A 14,760-nucleotide genomic window follows, 5' to 3' on the forward strand; every position below is an offset into this window, starting at 1 on the left:
TCCCGGAGATTTGAATGAGAACTGCGACATTGCATTACGTCTACGACCCGTTCTGTGGCTGGTGCTATGGCGCGGCGCCAATGATCACGGCGGCCACCGCTATTCCTGGCCTGGAAATTCAGGCCCATGGTGTGGGCATGCTCTCGGGGGACAAAAGCAAGTTGATGTCTGGTGAGTGGCGCGATTTTGTTCGTCCTCACGAAGTTCGGATTACCGCATTCAGCAAACAAACCTTCGCAGACGCCTATGTTCAGGGCGTACTTGAACATGAAAACGTCCAGCTGAACTCTTCACCACCGATTGCAGCAATGTTGACTGCCCAACAGCTGTCAGGACGTGGCATCGAAATGCTCAAACGCCTGCAAATTGCCTACTACCAAGAAGGCCAAGCCATTGCTGACCGAGGGGTAATCGCCGGCATTGCCAGTGAGCTTGGGTTTGAACCCTATGCGTTCATGGCGACTTTTGATTCGATCACCGAGGACTCATTGCAGGACCATATCAAACGCAGCAACGGGATGCTTGACACCCTGAGTGCGCGGGGCTTTCCGGCATTTGCGCTGGAAATCGATGGCCAAATGGAGGTGTTGGCCATGGGGCATTATTTAAGCCGACCAGCTTTGTTCAAGAAGGATATCGAAAGCCGTCTGGCCAAATAGGTGTGGTTCATAGCCAGTGCATTCTTTTGTTTTGTATGATGCCTTAATGAAGCTCTAGTGAGGCGTTATGCAAGACTCGAAAAATAGAGACGAGAAAGAGTCGGGAAAATCGGCGAACTCAGCAGACCTCGTCAAATCGACGACTCGACGCCTTTCGCCTGAGGTCAGGGAAAAGCAAATCGTGCAGAAAGCCATTGAGCATTTTGCGACGTACGGATTCTCGGGGAGTACCCGTGAGCTGGCACGACAACTGGACGTTACCCAACCTTTACTCTATCGATATTTCCCTAGCAAAGAGGCACTGATAGACCGCGTGTACGACGAGGTATATCAGTGGGATACCTCGTGGGAAGCGATGATCAAGGATCGCTCGGAACCCCTTCAGTCTCGACTGGTTCATTTCTACACCTCATACGCTCGTGTGATTCTGCGCCGAGAGTGGATTCGTATCTTCGTCTTCGCCGGGCTGACACGTGAAGGTATCAATGATCGGTATCTGGCTAAATTGCGTGAGCGGGTCTTCATCCCCGTCATTGCAGAAATCCGCCATGCTCATGGATTGGCACCGTCCTCAGGTGAAACGATCAATGAAAAAGAGCTCGAACTGATCTGGAGTCTGCATGCGAGCATTTTCTATATTGGCGTGCGCAAATGGATTTACGATCTTCCAGTGACTGAGGACATTGATGCGCTAATCGAGCAGATGGTCGATGCATTCCTTAACGGCAGTCCCCACGTACTGCAGCAAGTCGATAACGACCTCGGCGAGCAGTCTCGCTTGAATTGATCGGCATCGATCCGAATGGATTTTTCCCCTTTTCCTGCCTCCTGATCTCTTGCTTCGACCCTCTTTTTTGTCGACCACTCATCACCTGTTTCAGCCCTCAGCTGATCGGGTGATGAGGGGCGCACGCGCGCCATTCTGCTCTGAAAAGCCCTTTCCCAACGCCTGAAGCCTGTTCTCTTTTGGCGACGCCACGACGTGGCTCAGGCCAATCCTGAAAATTTGATCCTCCAGCTATTTACTTCAATTTCGTCAGGTCGTATTGTTTATCGACTGATAAATAAATACAAAAAACTGTTGGAGGCACCATGCAAGTCGTGAAACTCGCTCATTACTCGATTCGGTCGTTCGACCTGGAGAAGTCCAGTCGATTTTATGAAAGGGTGCTCGGTTTTACCCCCGGCTACCGGCCGCCGTTCGATTTTCCCGGCGCCTGGTTGTACATGGGAGGGGATGAGGAGGACTTCGGCACGGTCCACATTATCGGGATTGATCCTTCCAACCCCGAAGGTCTGAAGAAATACCTCGGCGATAAAGAAATCCCGCTGACAGGCACTGGAACCGTTGACCACATTGCTTTTTTGGTAACCGGCCTGGTTGAGTTCTGGAGCGTCTTCAAAGCCGAAGGGATTGCGTGGCGCGATCGCACCGTTCCGAGCCTTGGCCTGCATCAGGTGTTCATCGAAGATCCTTCTGGTGTCACCATCGAGCTCAACTTCCCGGCTTCCGAGATTGAAGCGGTGGGTTCTTACGCCTCCCATGCCGCTGCGACTGTGGGAGAGCAGCCATGATGAATTCTTTGAACAAGCCCCGCGCCATTGTCGTGGGCGGCTCGCTGGGCGGCCTGTTTGCAGCAAATATGCTGTTGCGCAAAGGTTGGGACGTTGAGGTCTTCGAACGCGTTCCGGATGAACTCGCTGGACGAGGCGCTGGGATCGTTACACACCCTGAACTGTTCGAAGCGATGGCCGCAGCGGGAATTCCCCTCGACGCATCTGTAGGTATCGATGTGCTTTCGCGCGTCACTTTGGCCCAGGACGGCAATGTGGTACTTGAGAACGCACTCCCACAAACGTTGACCGCGTGGGGGAAGATGTACCAAGTGCTTCGCTCCGCATTTCCAGACTCACTGTATCGCTGCGGTGGCAGTGTCGTGTCGGTCGAAAGTACTGAAACCCATGCCAGCGTCACATTGGCCGATGGGGCAACTCATCAAGCAGACGTCATTATTGCGGCTGATGGATTTCGGTCGACAATTCGCCAGCATTTTTTACCTGATGTGCAGCTGCAATATGCCGGCTATATCGCCTGGCGCGGGTTAGTCGATGAAAGTGCTCTGTCTGACTCTGCCCACGCCGCACTTTTCGATAAATTCGCGTTTTGTTTGCCCCCGCACGAGCAGATCTTGGGGTATCCAGTTGCCGGGCATTCCAACAGCACCCTCGTCGGCGAGCGCCGTTACAACTTTGTGTGGTACCGCACCAGCGGCGACGATGACTTGAAGGATTTGCTGAGGGATGAAAGCGGTAAACAATTTGAAGGTGGAATTCCTCCGGCGCTGATACGCCGTGACGTGCTCGACAATATGTACAAGTGCGCAGAGACATTACTGGCCCCGCAGTTTGCCGAAGTCGTAAAGAAAGCTGCTCAGCCGTTATTCCAGCCAATTTACGATCTGGAAGTACCGAAGATGAATTTCGGACGTGTCGCTTTGCTCGGCGACGCGGCATTTGTGGCGCGTCCCCATTGCGGGATGGGGGTTACCAAGGCCGCCGGTGATGCTTTGGCAATCGTGGAAGCACTGGAGCGACATGCATCCGTTGAAGAGGCATTGGCGGACTATAGCGAGCAACGCTGTCGTTTCGGGGCGTCGATTGTTCAGCATGCCAGGCATCTTGGCGCGTATATGCAGACGCAACTGAAAAGCGAGGAAGAGCGCGAAATGGCGGAGTTGTACCGGACCCCTGAAGCCGTGATGCGTGAGACTGCAGTGCCCGTGAAGTTTTAACTCAGCCACAAGCCATTTGCAGGAGATAACCATGGAACATGCATATCCGCAAGACGGTGGCCCGACCATGCCCGCTGAGCAGGTTGATGACGCTATTCAAAACCCGATTCTCGAAAATCCGGAGTTTCGTGCTTTGGTAAAACAGCGACGAATATTTTCGTGGAGCATGACGGCGCTTATGCTCGCCGTATATTTTGGTTTTATTCTTTCTCTAGCTTTTATACCTGCCCGTTTGGGTACGCCTATCACTGAAGGGCAACCGATGACGTGGGGCGTGCCAATCGGCTTTGGAATGCTCGTCTTCACGATTCTCCTCGTGGCTGTCTATGTCTGGCGCACTAACACCTGCTACGACCCTAAAATAAAAACAATCATCAGGAGCTTCAACAAATGAAGCGTCTACTTATTGCAATCTCCGCCATCCTTGCTTCGGTAACGGTATACGCGGCCGACGTCCCTGGCGCAGTACAAAAGCATAATCCCATTGCCATCGGCATGTTTTTGGCATTCGTTATTTTCACTCTGTTCGTCACACGGTGGGCGGCACGCAAAAACAATAGCGTTGCGGATCACTATGCCGCAGGAGGAAAAATTACCGGCTTCCAAAATGGGTGGGCTATCGCGGGCGACTATATGTCCGCGGCGTCTTTGCTAGGCATCTCCGCGTTGGTTTTTACCAGTGGATTTGATGGGTTGATTTACTCGATCGGCTTCCTTGCCAGTTGGCCGATCATTCTGTTCCTGATTGCGGAGCCATTGCGAAATCTGGGGCGCTACACCTTGGCGGACGTACTGTCCTATCGGCTGAAGCAACGTCCCATACGAGCATTTTCGGCCTCCAGTTCTATTGTGATCGTATTGCTTTACCTGGTTTCTCAGCTGGTCGGCGCTGGAAAACTAGTGGAATTGCTGTTCGGCTTCGATTACACCGCGGCTGTGCTTCTCGTTGGTACGCTGATGGTTATCTACGTTTTCTTTGGCGGGATGCTAGCAACCACCTGGATTCAGATTATCAAGGCCGTATTACTGCTGACCGGCTGCGTCTTCATGGCTTTCATGGTGTTGTCCCAATTCGGATTCAGCCTGAACCAGCTATTTACTCAAGCGACCCAGGTGCATCCATCCCATGTAGCAATCATGAGCCCAGGAGGTCTGATTACCGACCCGGTGTCTGCGATTTCGCTAGGATTGGCATTAGTCTTCGGCACGGCAGGCCTTCCACATATTCTCATGCGGTTTTTCACCGTCGGTAACGTCAAGGCCGCGCGTCAAAGTATTCTTTATGCCACTGGTCTTGTCGGCATAGGGTATGCCCTGATCGTTATTATCGGCTTCGGCACCATCGCCCTGGTTGCCAGCAACCCCGATTATCACGATGCATCAGGTGGAATATTAGGCGGCGTTAATATGGTTGCAATTCATCTCGCACACAACGTTGGCGGTAATGTTTTCCTAGGGTTCATGTGTGCTGTGTCGTTCTCGACGATATTGGCGGTGGTGGCCGGGCTCACCCTTGCAGGCTCATCTGCTGTGTCACATGACCTTTATGCACATGCGTTACGCAGGGGCACCGCCAGCGACCGTGAGGAGATGCGCGTCTCTCGCGTTACAACTATCGTGTTGGGGGTGTTGTCGATTCTATTGGCCATTGCTTTTGAAAAACAGAACATCGCATTTATTGTGAGCTTAACGTTCTCCATCGCCGCAAGTTCCAATTTTCCAGTGCTGTTATTGTCGATTTACTGGAAGGGCCTGACGACACGTGGCGCTGTGATTGGCGGATCGCTGGGGCTGCTATCAGCCATTACCCTATGCATTCTTAGCCCGACCGTTTGGGTCAAGATCCTCCATAATCAGCAAGCCTGGTTCCCATACGAATATCCGGCATTGTTTTCCATGGCCATAGCATTTGTCGGTATCTTTTGGTTCTCTATTACCGATCGCTCGGTCAGTGCCATAGGTGAGCGCAATCGATTCGAAAATCAGTTGGTCGATTCTGAACTGGGTACACCGGCAACATGGAGAGCGCAGCTGAAAGCTGATTGATTAAGTTGATTAAGCCTTGCGTAGGATAGTGGTCAGCCTGCTGCATTAAAGTGCAGCGCTTTTAAGGTTGGTTGGCAAGTTAGTTCATTTGAAATTTGTGCATTTGGCTCAATTGTGCTCTTCTCGCGCGCTTTGGCTGTTGGCATGCCTGCGCCTGGAGAGTCGCTGAATAGCTTATACAAAAATAATAATCTCAACGTTGGTACAAATACAATGAAATGTACTTTGACTGTTGCAGCAGCCATGTGTTTATTGGCGCAGCAAGCCCATGCGGCGGGTTTCATCGATGACAGTAAAGCTGCGCTTAAACTGCGTAACTTCTATATCAATAGCGATTACCGAGATTCAGCAACACCCGCTCAGAAGGCCGCTAACCAGAGTTATCAAGCTGAGTGGGGACAAGCCTTTCAGCTCGAATTCATCTCGGGTTACACCCCGGGCCCCGTAGGTTTCGGTGTTGATGCGTTGGGAATGTTGGGTGTCAAGCTGGATTCAAGCGCCGGCAAGCATGGCAACCCAACGGGGACAAACTACGGTGGCATAGTGTTTCCAAGCGACGGCGACCATGCCGTTGACGATGTCTCCAGCCTGGGGTTGACCGGTAAAGTAAAAATATCCAAGACCGAACTGAAGCTTGGAACTTTGGTCCCGAAACTGCCGGTGATCTTCAGCAATGACGGACGATTGTTGCCGCAAACCTGGCAAGGAACCCAGGTTACTTCGGCAGATATCAAAGATTTGACCTTGGTGGGGGGGCAAATTGATGAGGTGAAGGGCCGTAACTCCAGTAACAATGAAAATATGTCGATCGCGGGTGCGAATAATGCTGTCACTGGTCGCTTCAGTAATAAATTCATCTACGCCGGTGGCGATTATAAGCTGACTAAAGATCTAACCTTGCAATACTATTACGGCAATCTAAAAGATTTCTATAAGCAAAACTTTCTTGGTCTCACTCATAACTGGGCAATCGGTCCTGGGGTCCTGACCAGTGATGTTCGATACTTCAATAGCAGAAGTGATGGTGCAAACGGCCATGACCCTGCGTACTTCACGACAGGTTTCTACGGTGGTAATACATTAAAAGGGGAGGTCGACAATAATCTGTTCAGTGGGTTATTCACCTACGCCGTTGCGGGTCACACCTTCGGTGCAGGTTATGAAGTCAGCAATGGTGAAAGTGACTTCCCGTATTTGAATCAGGGGGATGGCCCATCCACCTACACCATCACGGAGATGCAGGTTCAGAAATTCGTTCGTGCTGGCGAGAAGTCATGGCAAGCCCGTTACTCTTTTGACTTCGCAAAACTAGGCTTGCCGGGTGCGACGGCGGGCGTCGTTTACGTTAAAGGTGATGATATCAATACTATCGCTTCCAGCAATTCCAGCGAATGGGAACGTGATATTACACTGGCCTATGTCGTGCAATCGGGCCCCTTAAAAGGCGTTGGCGTGATGTGGAAAAATGCAATGGTGCGGAACAATATCCCTAATGCCCGTCAGCAAGATGAGAATCGCGTGATCATAAATTATCAATTGGCATTGTTCTAATTTTTAATCCGGCTCGCTTTGGACCAAATATCGAGGGCTCGAAAATTTATTCGGTGGTCCAGTCATATTGGTGACTGGATGCTGTAACTGACAGGCAGCGCTTTTATGAGTGTTGCGTGTACATGTCGTTCTCTTCCAACGGCATGTTTTATAGAAGAGAAACATTTCCCTTCGATGGGGTAGGGCGGTGCAAGTGATCCTTCACCGCCTTTTTTAGGCTAAGTGTATAGCGGTTGGATAAATTTAAAATTGTGATTGCAGTGGGTAATTGTCCATTAAACACACCGGCTGATAGTGACAACACCACAATGAATATCAATGCCACCATTGTCCTTACAGGTGGTACCGGACCCAGGCTTCAACGTCACGGGTCTTGGCCGCGAACCGGGATTCTCTACGCGGCTGGCAAGGGCTCTCAACTGGTTGCGCATAGGTGATTCGCAGCGTGGTGCGGACATCATCGTACGCTTGGCCACCGATTCAGACATTTCGCCGGCATTGGGAGGTTACTTTTCGGTGAAGGACGCAAAGCCTATACGGCCGACGCCTCCAGCCAATAACGCCGCCGCCTGCCAAGACATTTGGGCGGCGACGTCAGCCCTGCTCGCTAAGCATTACAGGGCAGAACTTCGACACTGCCCGGATCGATCATGACCCCAGTGCATCCTGCCAGCCACGTCGTGCCAGGGGCAGATCCAGCAAGCGCTTGCCAGTGGCATCGTTGATGGCATTGCCCAGTGCTGCTGCCACGGGGCCCTGGACGATTTCCGCGGCACCGAGAAAAGGCTGATCCGGTTGATCAATCATGTGGACCTCGACTTGTTGCGGCAAATCGGGAAAACGCATGATCGGATAGCCGCTCCAGTCGAAGCTGTGCATGCCACTGGCGCCATAGAGGATTCGTTCATAGAGCGTCCAACTGGCGGACTGCACGATGCCGCCCTGGATCTGATTGAGCAGCCCGTCGGGGCTGACAATTTGCCCCACGTCGACGGCGGCGACTACGCGATCAATCGTCACCTGCCCGGTCTGGCGCTGCACATGCAACTGCACGGCGATCGCGCAGTAACCCATGATGTTTTTATAGCGGGCGAAGGCGAAGCCGATTCCGCTGCCGGGGCCCATTGCTTTTTGCGGCCAGCGGAACGCAGCGGCCACGCGCTCCACCACCGCCCGTGCTCGCGGATCGCTCAAGTGGTTCAGACGAAATTGCACCGGATCCACAGCGGCCCGAGCCGCCAGTTCATCGACGGTGCTCTCGATGGCGAACACGTTGATATGGGCCCCGAGCGAACGCATGGCCGAGGTTCTGAATGGCATGGTCAGCACAAAGTTCAGATCAACCTTCAGGTTGGGGATCTCATACAACGGAACGGCGTTACGGTCACCGTCACCTTCGGGTTGGGCGATCGGGACTGAAGGTGCTGGGGTGAAGGGGTTGGCCAACAACCACGCCGGTAACAGGCGCCCGGCATTGACGATACGTTCGTTGTGCGGAGTACTCCAGAGTTCGTATTTCCAGTCACGAAGACGCCCGCTGTCGTCCAGCCCCGCTTCCACTTCGGCAAGCATGGCCGAGCTGTAGGGCTCCCAGAGATTTTCCTGTTCGCGCATCCATTGCACCCGTATCGGCTTGCCGGGAATGGCCATGGCGATCAGCGCGGCATCGGCGGCGGCGTCATCGGCACCGTTGTGGCCATAGCAACCGGAGCCTTCAGCGTGGATGCAACGCACCTGAGCCACCGGCAGGCCGACCATCTCGGCGATGCCCGTGCGCAGAGGGTAGACACCTTGGGTATGGGTCCAGACGGTCAGTGTTCCATCCTTGAACCAGGCCACTGCGCAGGATGGCCCGATGGAGCCGTGCATCAGGTATTGCTTGGTCACCCGGGCCTTATAGGCGCGCGGCACAGGTTGTGCGAGGTCACCCTTGGCGCTCACCGGGTAGCGCCGCGCCGGCAATTCGGTGAGGAGTTGATGGATGTGTGTCGAGTCAGGTAGCGGGTTACCTGCTGTCCAGCGGGCAGTGGCGTAGCCCTCGCGCATCGCTTTGACCGCCAGCCATTCATCGGTGGCGACCACGGCGAGGTAGCTGCCGTTGCGGACCAGTTTCACTCCACCGGGGAGTTTCCTCAGAGCGGCCTCGTCAATGTCCAGAAGCTGACTGCCGCGCCGGGGTGGGCGTATAACACGGGCATGCAGCATATCGGGCAGGCGCATGTCCTGCACATAGGCCGCACCACCGCTGACTTTGGCCGGTATGTCCAGTCGAGGCAATGATTTGCCGATCAGGGTGAAGCTGCTGGCTGGCTTGAAAGGCGAGTTGGCCGATGCATAGCGATGCAGTTGAACCCCTACCACTGCTTGTGCGTAGGTCATGCTGCGGCCTTGTGCATCGTAGATCACCGCGTCCCGCGTGGTCAGGCTGTCGATGGTGCGCTGCCATTGCCGTGCCGCGGACTCGAGTAACAACTGACGCACCTGGGCCGCGGCGTTGAACAGCGCAGTGCCGCTGTCGACGATCGTGTGGCTGCCGGCGGTGTAACCTTCATTGGGTGTCAGCGCGGTGTCGGCAGTGAGAAAACGGATGAGCCCAGGTGATACTTCCAGGCGTTCGGCGGCGATCTGCAGGAGCGCAGTTTTAACGCCAGTGCCCAGCTCCACTTTGCCGGTGTAGACGGTGATGCCATCTTTCGCATCAATGCGGATCCAGGCGTCCAGATAGGGCGTGGCCCGCAGGCTGCCGGGAAGATCAGGCGCCAGAATTGCCGTACCCAAAGTGTCCACTTCGGTGTCAGCGAAGGCGCGGGGCATACCCGGAAGCATCGCGAACCCCATCACCAAGGCTCCATTTATCACGAAGGCGCGACGGCTTAGGTTGACGTTTTGCGTGGGGTTTTTCATACCTTGCCTCCCTGCGCGACGACCGACTTGATCGCGGCGAGGATCCGCACATGGGTGCCGCAGCGGCACAAGTTGGGCGCCATGTGGCGACGGATCGTTTCATCGTCTGGATGAGGGTTGGCCTCCAACAGCGCCTGCGCCCGTACGATCATCCCCGCGATGCAATAACCACACTGGGCGGCCTGTTCGTCGATAAAGGCTTTCTGCAACAGCCCAGGTTGGTCGGCGCTGCCCAGACTCTCCACGGTGCGCACCGATTTGCCCGCCAGCGCGCCGCACGGTGTCAGGCAGGAAAACACCGGTTTGTCGTTCACTAACACTGTGCAAGCGCCGCACTGACCCAAGCCGCAGCCGTATTTGGCGCCATTGAGCCCCACCTGGTTGCGCAAGGCATACAGCAGGGGCATGTCCTGCGCGATGTCCAGTTCGTGAGTCTTGCCGTTGATGTCGAGTGTGATCACGGTTGCTGCTCCTGAGCCCGAATGCTTTTGATTGTCTTGTCGAGATCCGTCCAGGGTCTGGTCGCACAGCTTTCGTTGCGCAAGTACTCGGCAAGTGCAGCCACATGGACATCGTCCAGGCTAGGGGCGAAGGCAGGCATGTAGTGGCTGGAAGCGGCGCTGGACATCGGGATGCCCTGCAGGATGGTTTGGATTAAATTGCGCGGCGAGTCCGCCATCACCGCCGAGGTGTTTGCCAGCGCCGGCCTCGATTCAATGACGCGCATCGGCGCCGCACTGCCGTGGCAACTCGCGCAGGCCCCGTTGAACAACGAGGCGCCCAGAAGCGCCCTGGCGCGGGGCTTGACCCCGGAGGTGCAGGGCGGCGATATGGCATCCGATGAGGTTTTTTTGAGGTCAAGAATGTACTGCGCGATGGCAAGGGCGTCTTCCGCCGGCAATTGCGCGATGCTCAGGCTGACTGGCAACATCGGGCCCGCCGCTGCGCCGTGTCCTTCGGCGATCTCGCCCGTCAGATAGGCGACCAACTGGGCTTCACTCCAGGGGTGTTGCGCCTCGGTCATTCCGCGCAGGGCAGGGGCCGTCCAGCCGTCGACGACACCACCGTTGAACAGTTCGCTGTTTTTCTCCCCGCCAATCAGATTCAGGGGCGAATGGCAGGATGAACAGTGTCCCGCTCCCTCGACCAGATAGCGTCCGCGGTTCCATTGTGCTGACCGGTTGGGAAGTGGCTCCAGCGGATCCCCATGCAGGAACAGCAAGTTCCAGAAAGACACCAGCGGCCGGAAGTTCATGGGGAAGACCATATGGTTTTTCGGTGCGGTGTATTTGATCGGGTCCACGCTCATCAGGAAGGCATAGGCGTCGGCAATATCGGCATCGCTCATCTTTCGGTAATGCACGTAAGGGAAGGCTGGATAGAGAAAATGGCCGTCGCGCGCGATGCCTTCACGCATGGCCCGTTCAAAGGCGTCCAGCGACCACTGACCGATACCGGATTCCGGGTCAGGGGTGATGTTGGTGGTGAAGAGGGTTCCGAAGGGCGTTACCAGCGGCAAACCGCCTGCCATGTAGGCGCCCCCCGGCCGTGTGTGGCAGACCGCACAGTCTCCCGCTTCGACGACGCGGCGGCCTCTGTCCAGGGTCTCGCGACCTGCATTCCGGGGCTGGCTGACAGTGGCAATTTCCGGCCTCCACATCATCCAGAACGCAAACACTATCCCCACGACGCCGATCGCCAGAACGGCACCGATGATTGCCTTGCGCTTCATCGCCTTACCTCTCGAGCTGAATTAACGACAGATTTTTCAATCCACCGCGTGCGATTGGCGTACGGCGATTTTCCATGGAGTGAGCTTAGAGAGGGCGGTTGTGATGGAGTACCCCATCAAGGCGCAACGCTACATTGCGCCAGGCGCAATGGCGGCAGAATTAACAACCGTTAACTCGCGCGGCGTGGGCCCATGTCCAAAGATGGGCCCTCAAGGATCGTACCGATGCCATTGAGGGGGGTTCATGGACAAGCTGCTCGCACTGAAAATGTTCATCCAGTCAGTAGACTCCAAAGGCTTTTCGTCTGCCGCCAGGCAACTCAATCTGGCGACCTCTTCAGTGACCAGAATGATTGACAGGCTTGAGGGTGACCTGGGTGCCGTGCTGCTTAATCGCTCTACCCGGCAAGTCACGTTGACGGATGCCGGTGGTGCTTACTACCTGAAAAGCCGGGATATTCTGAGCGCCATGGCTGACGCTGACGAGTCAGTGTCGGACCGGGGTGAAGTGCCCGCAGGACAGCTGCGGATCTCAGTGCCCGTGGCGTTTGGACACCGTCTCATTGCCCCCCATATCTGCGCGCTTTTAGCGCGCTATCCAATGCTCGTACTGGATATGACGCTATCGGACGACATCGTCGATTTGCTCGGCGAACGCATCGATCTATCGATCCGGATGGGGTCGCCAGCGGCGATGGAAACGGTGGTCAGTCGCTGCATCGGCAGCTTTCGACGCCGAGTAGTCGCCAGCGCCGAGTACCTGAAAGCTCGAGGATTTCCCGACCGGCCCATGGACCTTATGCAACACGAGTGCATGTGCTTCAACTATGGCGCGCCGCAGCAGTTCTGGACGTTTACAGAGAAGGGCGAAGAGATTCGTGTGCCCGTCGATGGGCAATTCAAGAGCAACAATGCCGAGGTCTTGCGCGAAGTGGTGCTGGCTGGGTGCGGGGTGGCGTTGTTACCCGATTGGCTGGTCAATGATGACATCGACGGTGGTCGCCTCACGTCCTTGTTCGACGCTTTTGTCGTCAATCCGAACAGCGCGAGTTCGGCGATCTCGGCCTTGTACCTGCCCAACCACCGCGGCTCGAAACGTATCAATGCGTTCATTGAGTTCCTCAACGAATTACTCAGGTCGGAAAGTCAGCCGAAGGAGTGATCGCCTCATCTTTGCGTTTTGCGAAAAGCAGCGTTGTGCATCAGGTGGATTCTCTGACGGGGCCCGGGCACCTACCTTGGGGGTGTGAAAACATTCAACCACGGAGACCGTCATGAGTTTGCACTCATCCAAAATTCAGGTGACTTACGACTTCATCTGCCCATGGTGCTGGATCGGTGAGGAAAATCTTGAACGCGCTCTTGCCGCTTCGGGGTTTTCAACGGACCGCCAAATTAGTTTCCTGCCTTATCAGTTGAACCCGGGCATGCCTGTTCGAGGTATGGATCGTAAAGCCTATCGCTCTGGCAAGTTCGGCAGCTGGGCGCGTAGCCAGGCCATGGATGCACAGGTCACCCACGCCGGTAAGGCAGTCGGCCTTGAGTTCGATTATGAGCGAGTCGAAAAAACCCCCAACACCATGGCAGCGCATCGGTTGGTATGGCGGGAGCAACAGGCGGGTAGAGACGCTTCCTTGCTGGTCAAGGCCATTTTCAAGGCGTACTTCGGCGAGGGGCGGGATATCGGCGACCTCAATGTGCTGGCCGACATCGCTGCCGAAGCCGAGCTGGACCGAGAGACCACTGTCGACTTTCTCAAGGCCGATGAAGGCACGGCTGAAGTCTTGAAGCTTGAAGCCCAAACCAAGGCATCCGGTGTGCGCTCGGTACCGAGTATTCAGATTGCAGATGACGTGATCAGTGGTGCCCAGCCCATCGAAATAATGATCCAGATACTGAAACGAAGCCAAGCCGCTTAAGCCGTTTTTTCAATCCCTATCCATTCAGGAAATCATCATGACTCATCACTTGTTCAGCCCCATCAAACTCGGTCAATTCACCCTCAATCACCGCGTCGCCATGGCTCCTCTGACTCGCTCGCGGGCGGGACAACCGGGCAACGTACCGACATCGCTGAACGTCGAGTACTACCGTCAGCGTGCCAGTGCCGCATTGATCATTACCGAGGCTACGCAGATTTCGCAGCAGGGTCAGGGTTACGCCTGGACGCCCGGCATCCATAGCGACGAGCAGATTCAGGGCTGGAAGGCTGTCAGCGAGGCCGTGCACGCAGAAGGCGGGCGCATTTTCCTGCAGCTCTGGCATGTGGGGAGAGTGTCGCACCCGGTGTTCCAGCCCAACGGCGGCTTGCCGGTGGCGCCGACCGCGCAGCCGGTGCCCGGCAAGACCTTCATCCTGAATGAAAAAGGCGAGGGCGTCTGGGGTGATGTACCTGTCCCTCAGGAGCTGGACATTCCGGGGATCGAAGCGATCGTTGCCGACTTCCGCAAGGCCGCTCGCAATGCGCTTCTGGCCGGTATGGACGGTGTGGAAATTCACGCGGGCAATGGCTACCTGCTCGACCAATTTATCAACAGTGCCAGCAATCAGCGTAGCGATCGCTACGGTGGAAGTATCGAAAACCGTGCGCGGTTACTGCTTGAAGTCGTGGAAGCCGTGACCGCGGAAGTGGGTGCCGAACGCGTTGCTGTTCGCCTGACACCGATGGGGCGTTTCATGGGGATGGGCGATGACACCCCGGAACAAACCTTTGGCTACATTGCTTCCCGGCTCAATCAATGGAATCTCGCATACCTGCACCTGGTGGAACCGATGATGGTCGGCACGGTGCTCGATGAAAGTAATGATCCGCGCTGGGACGCCATTATCAAACAGCTGCGTACTGACTTCCACGGCGTTCTGATGCTGGCGGGTGGCTACACCGGCGAAACGGCTGAACAGGCCATCGCGCAGGGCCGTGCGGACCTCATCGCTTTTGGTCGTCCGTTCATTGCCAACCCCGACTTGCCGGCTCGCTTGCGCGGGCGTAACGAACTCAACGTGGCGGACGGCAACAGCTTTTTTGGCGGCGACGCCAAGGGATACATCGACTATCCGTTGTTGGCATAACGCAACG

General features: G+C 55.6%; 13 protein-coding genes. 10 read left to right on the top strand and 3 right to left on the bottom strand.

Annotated elements, in window-relative coordinates:
• Positions 1-14 precede the first annotated feature (14 nt).
• The 7 genes from AC1D1M_RS06115 (at position 15) to AC1D1M_RS06145 (ending at position 7,048) form a co-directional block, all read left to right on the top strand.
• On the top strand, positions 15-659 hold the full coding sequence (locus tag AC1D1M_RS06115; protein WP_477774921.1) for a DsbA family protein: 645 nt from the start codon (positions 15-17) through the stop codon (positions 657-659).
• Between the two features lie 67 nt (positions 660-726).
• The gene (locus tag AC1D1M_RS06120; protein ID WP_477774922.1) at positions 727-1,446 is read left to right on the top strand and encodes a TetR/AcrR family transcriptional regulator; all 720 of its coding nucleotides are present in this window, start codon (positions 727-729) and stop codon (positions 1,444-1,446) included.
• A gap of 305 nt (positions 1,447-1,751) precedes the next feature.
• Complete coding sequence (locus AC1D1M_RS06125) at positions 1,752-2,234, top strand: VOC family protein (protein WP_477774923.1); 483 nt, start codon at positions 1,752-1,754, stop codon at positions 2,232-2,234.
• Positions 2,231-3,451 (top strand): FAD binding domain-containing protein, encoded by a 1,221-nt coding sequence (locus AC1D1M_RS06130; protein ID WP_477774924.1) that lies wholly within the window; start codon positions 2,231-2,233, stop codon positions 3,449-3,451. The genes AC1D1M_RS06125 and AC1D1M_RS06130 overlap by 4 nt, the downstream gene beginning before the upstream one ends.
• A 31-nt stretch (positions 3,452-3,482) precedes the next feature.
• Entirely contained in the window at positions 3,483-3,845 is a 363-nt protein-coding gene (locus tag AC1D1M_RS06135; protein ID WP_477774925.1) for a DUF485 domain-containing protein, read from the top strand.
• Positions 3,842-5,497 (top strand): cation acetate symporter, encoded by a 1,656-nt coding sequence (locus AC1D1M_RS06140; protein ID WP_477774926.1) that lies wholly within the window; start codon positions 3,842-3,844, stop codon positions 5,495-5,497. The genes AC1D1M_RS06135 and AC1D1M_RS06140 overlap by 4 nt, the downstream gene beginning before the upstream one ends.
• A gap of 213 nt (positions 5,498-5,710) precedes the next feature.
• Positions 5,711-7,048, top strand: coding sequence for an OprD family porin (locus AC1D1M_RS06145; protein WP_477774954.1), 1,338 nt, complete (start codon positions 5,711-5,713; stop codon positions 7,046-7,048).
• Between the two features lie 648 nt (positions 7,049-7,696).
• Here AC1D1M_RS06145 and AC1D1M_RS06150 read toward each other — a convergent pair.
• Genes AC1D1M_RS06150 through AC1D1M_RS06160 form a run of 3 tightly spaced genes read right to left on the bottom strand, consistent with a single transcriptional unit; the run spans position 7,697 to position 11,684 of the window.
• Positions 7,697-9,952: a xanthine dehydrogenase family protein molybdopterin-binding subunit gene (locus AC1D1M_RS06150; RefSeq protein WP_477774927.1), complete on the bottom strand. Its 2,256-nt coding sequence runs from the start codon at positions 9,950-9,952 to the stop codon at positions 7,697-7,699.
• A complete protein-coding gene (locus AC1D1M_RS06155) occupies positions 9,949-10,413 on the bottom strand; it encodes a (2Fe-2S)-binding protein (protein ID WP_477774928.1) in 465 nt (154 codons plus the stop codon). Before AC1D1M_RS06155 ends, AC1D1M_RS06150 begins: the two co-directional genes overlap by 4 nt.
• Entirely contained in the window at positions 10,410-11,684 is a 1,275-nt protein-coding gene (locus AC1D1M_RS06160; protein WP_477774929.1) for a c-type cytochrome, read from the bottom strand. Before AC1D1M_RS06160 ends, AC1D1M_RS06155 begins: the two co-directional genes overlap by 4 nt.
• A 244-nt stretch (positions 11,685-11,928) precedes the next feature.
• Here AC1D1M_RS06160 and AC1D1M_RS06165 point away from each other — a divergent pair, with 244 nt between their 5' ends.
• The 3 genes from AC1D1M_RS06165 to AC1D1M_RS06175 all read left to right on the top strand — a co-directional run bounded on the left by AC1D1M_RS06165 (position 11,929) and on the right by AC1D1M_RS06175 (position 14,753).
• The gene (locus AC1D1M_RS06165) at positions 11,929-12,846 is read left to right on the top strand and encodes a LysR family transcriptional regulator (RefSeq protein ID WP_477774930.1); all 918 of its coding nucleotides are present in this window, start codon (positions 11,929-11,931) and stop codon (positions 12,844-12,846) included.
• Between the two features lie 112 nt (positions 12,847-12,958).
• The gene (locus AC1D1M_RS06170) at positions 12,959-13,603 is read left to right on the top strand and encodes a DsbA family oxidoreductase (RefSeq protein ID WP_477774931.1); all 645 of its coding nucleotides are present in this window, start codon (positions 12,959-12,961) and stop codon (positions 13,601-13,603) included.
• A 37-nt stretch (positions 13,604-13,640) separates the two neighbouring features.
• The gene (locus AC1D1M_RS06175) at positions 13,641-14,753 is read left to right on the top strand and encodes an alkene reductase (protein WP_477774932.1); all 1,113 of its coding nucleotides are present in this window, start codon (positions 13,641-13,643) and stop codon (positions 14,751-14,753) included.
• Positions 14,754-14,760: the final 7 nt, after the last annotated feature.

This window comes from Pseudomonas sp. P1_F7, from assembly GCF_056405655.1.

Excerpts from the sequence above, each read along its gene's own strand:
- AC1D1M_RS06115 (WP_477774921.1), top strand. The coding sequence starts at position 15 with ATGAGAACTGCGACATTGCATTACGTCTACGACCCGTTCTGTGGCTGG.
- AC1D1M_RS06120 (WP_477774922.1), top strand. The coding sequence starts at position 727 with ATGCAAGACTCGAAAAATAGAGACGAGAAAGAGTCGGGAAAATCGGCG.
- AC1D1M_RS06125 (WP_477774923.1), top strand. The coding sequence starts at position 1,752 with ATGCAAGTCGTGAAACTCGCTCATTACTCGATTCGGTCGTTCGACCTG.
- AC1D1M_RS06130 (WP_477774924.1), top strand. The coding sequence starts at position 2,231 with ATGATGAATTCTTTGAACAAGCCCCGCGCCATTGTCGTGGGCGGCTCG.
- AC1D1M_RS06135 (WP_477774925.1), top strand. The coding sequence starts at position 3,483 with ATGGAACATGCATATCCGCAAGACGGTGGCCCGACCATGCCCGCTGAG.
- AC1D1M_RS06140 (WP_477774926.1), top strand. The coding sequence starts at position 3,842 with ATGAAGCGTCTACTTATTGCAATCTCCGCCATCCTTGCTTCGGTAACG.
- AC1D1M_RS06145 (WP_477774954.1), top strand. The coding sequence starts at position 5,711 with ATGAAATGTACTTTGACTGTTGCAGCAGCCATGTGTTTATTGGCGCAG.
- AC1D1M_RS06150 (WP_477774927.1), bottom strand. The coding sequence starts at position 9,952 with ATGAAAAACCCCACGCAAAACGTCAACCTAAGCCGTCGCGCCTTCGTG.
- AC1D1M_RS06160 (WP_477774929.1), bottom strand. The coding sequence starts at position 11,684 with ATGAAGCGCAAGGCAATCATCGGTGCCGTTCTGGCGATCGGCGTCGTG.
- AC1D1M_RS06165 (WP_477774930.1), top strand. The coding sequence starts at position 11,929 with ATGGACAAGCTGCTCGCACTGAAAATGTTCATCCAGTCAGTAGACTCC.
- AC1D1M_RS06170 (WP_477774931.1), top strand. The coding sequence starts at position 12,959 with ATGAGTTTGCACTCATCCAAAATTCAGGTGACTTACGACTTCATCTGC.
- AC1D1M_RS06175 (WP_477774932.1), top strand. The coding sequence starts at position 13,641 with ATGACTCATCACTTGTTCAGCCCCATCAAACTCGGTCAATTCACCCTC.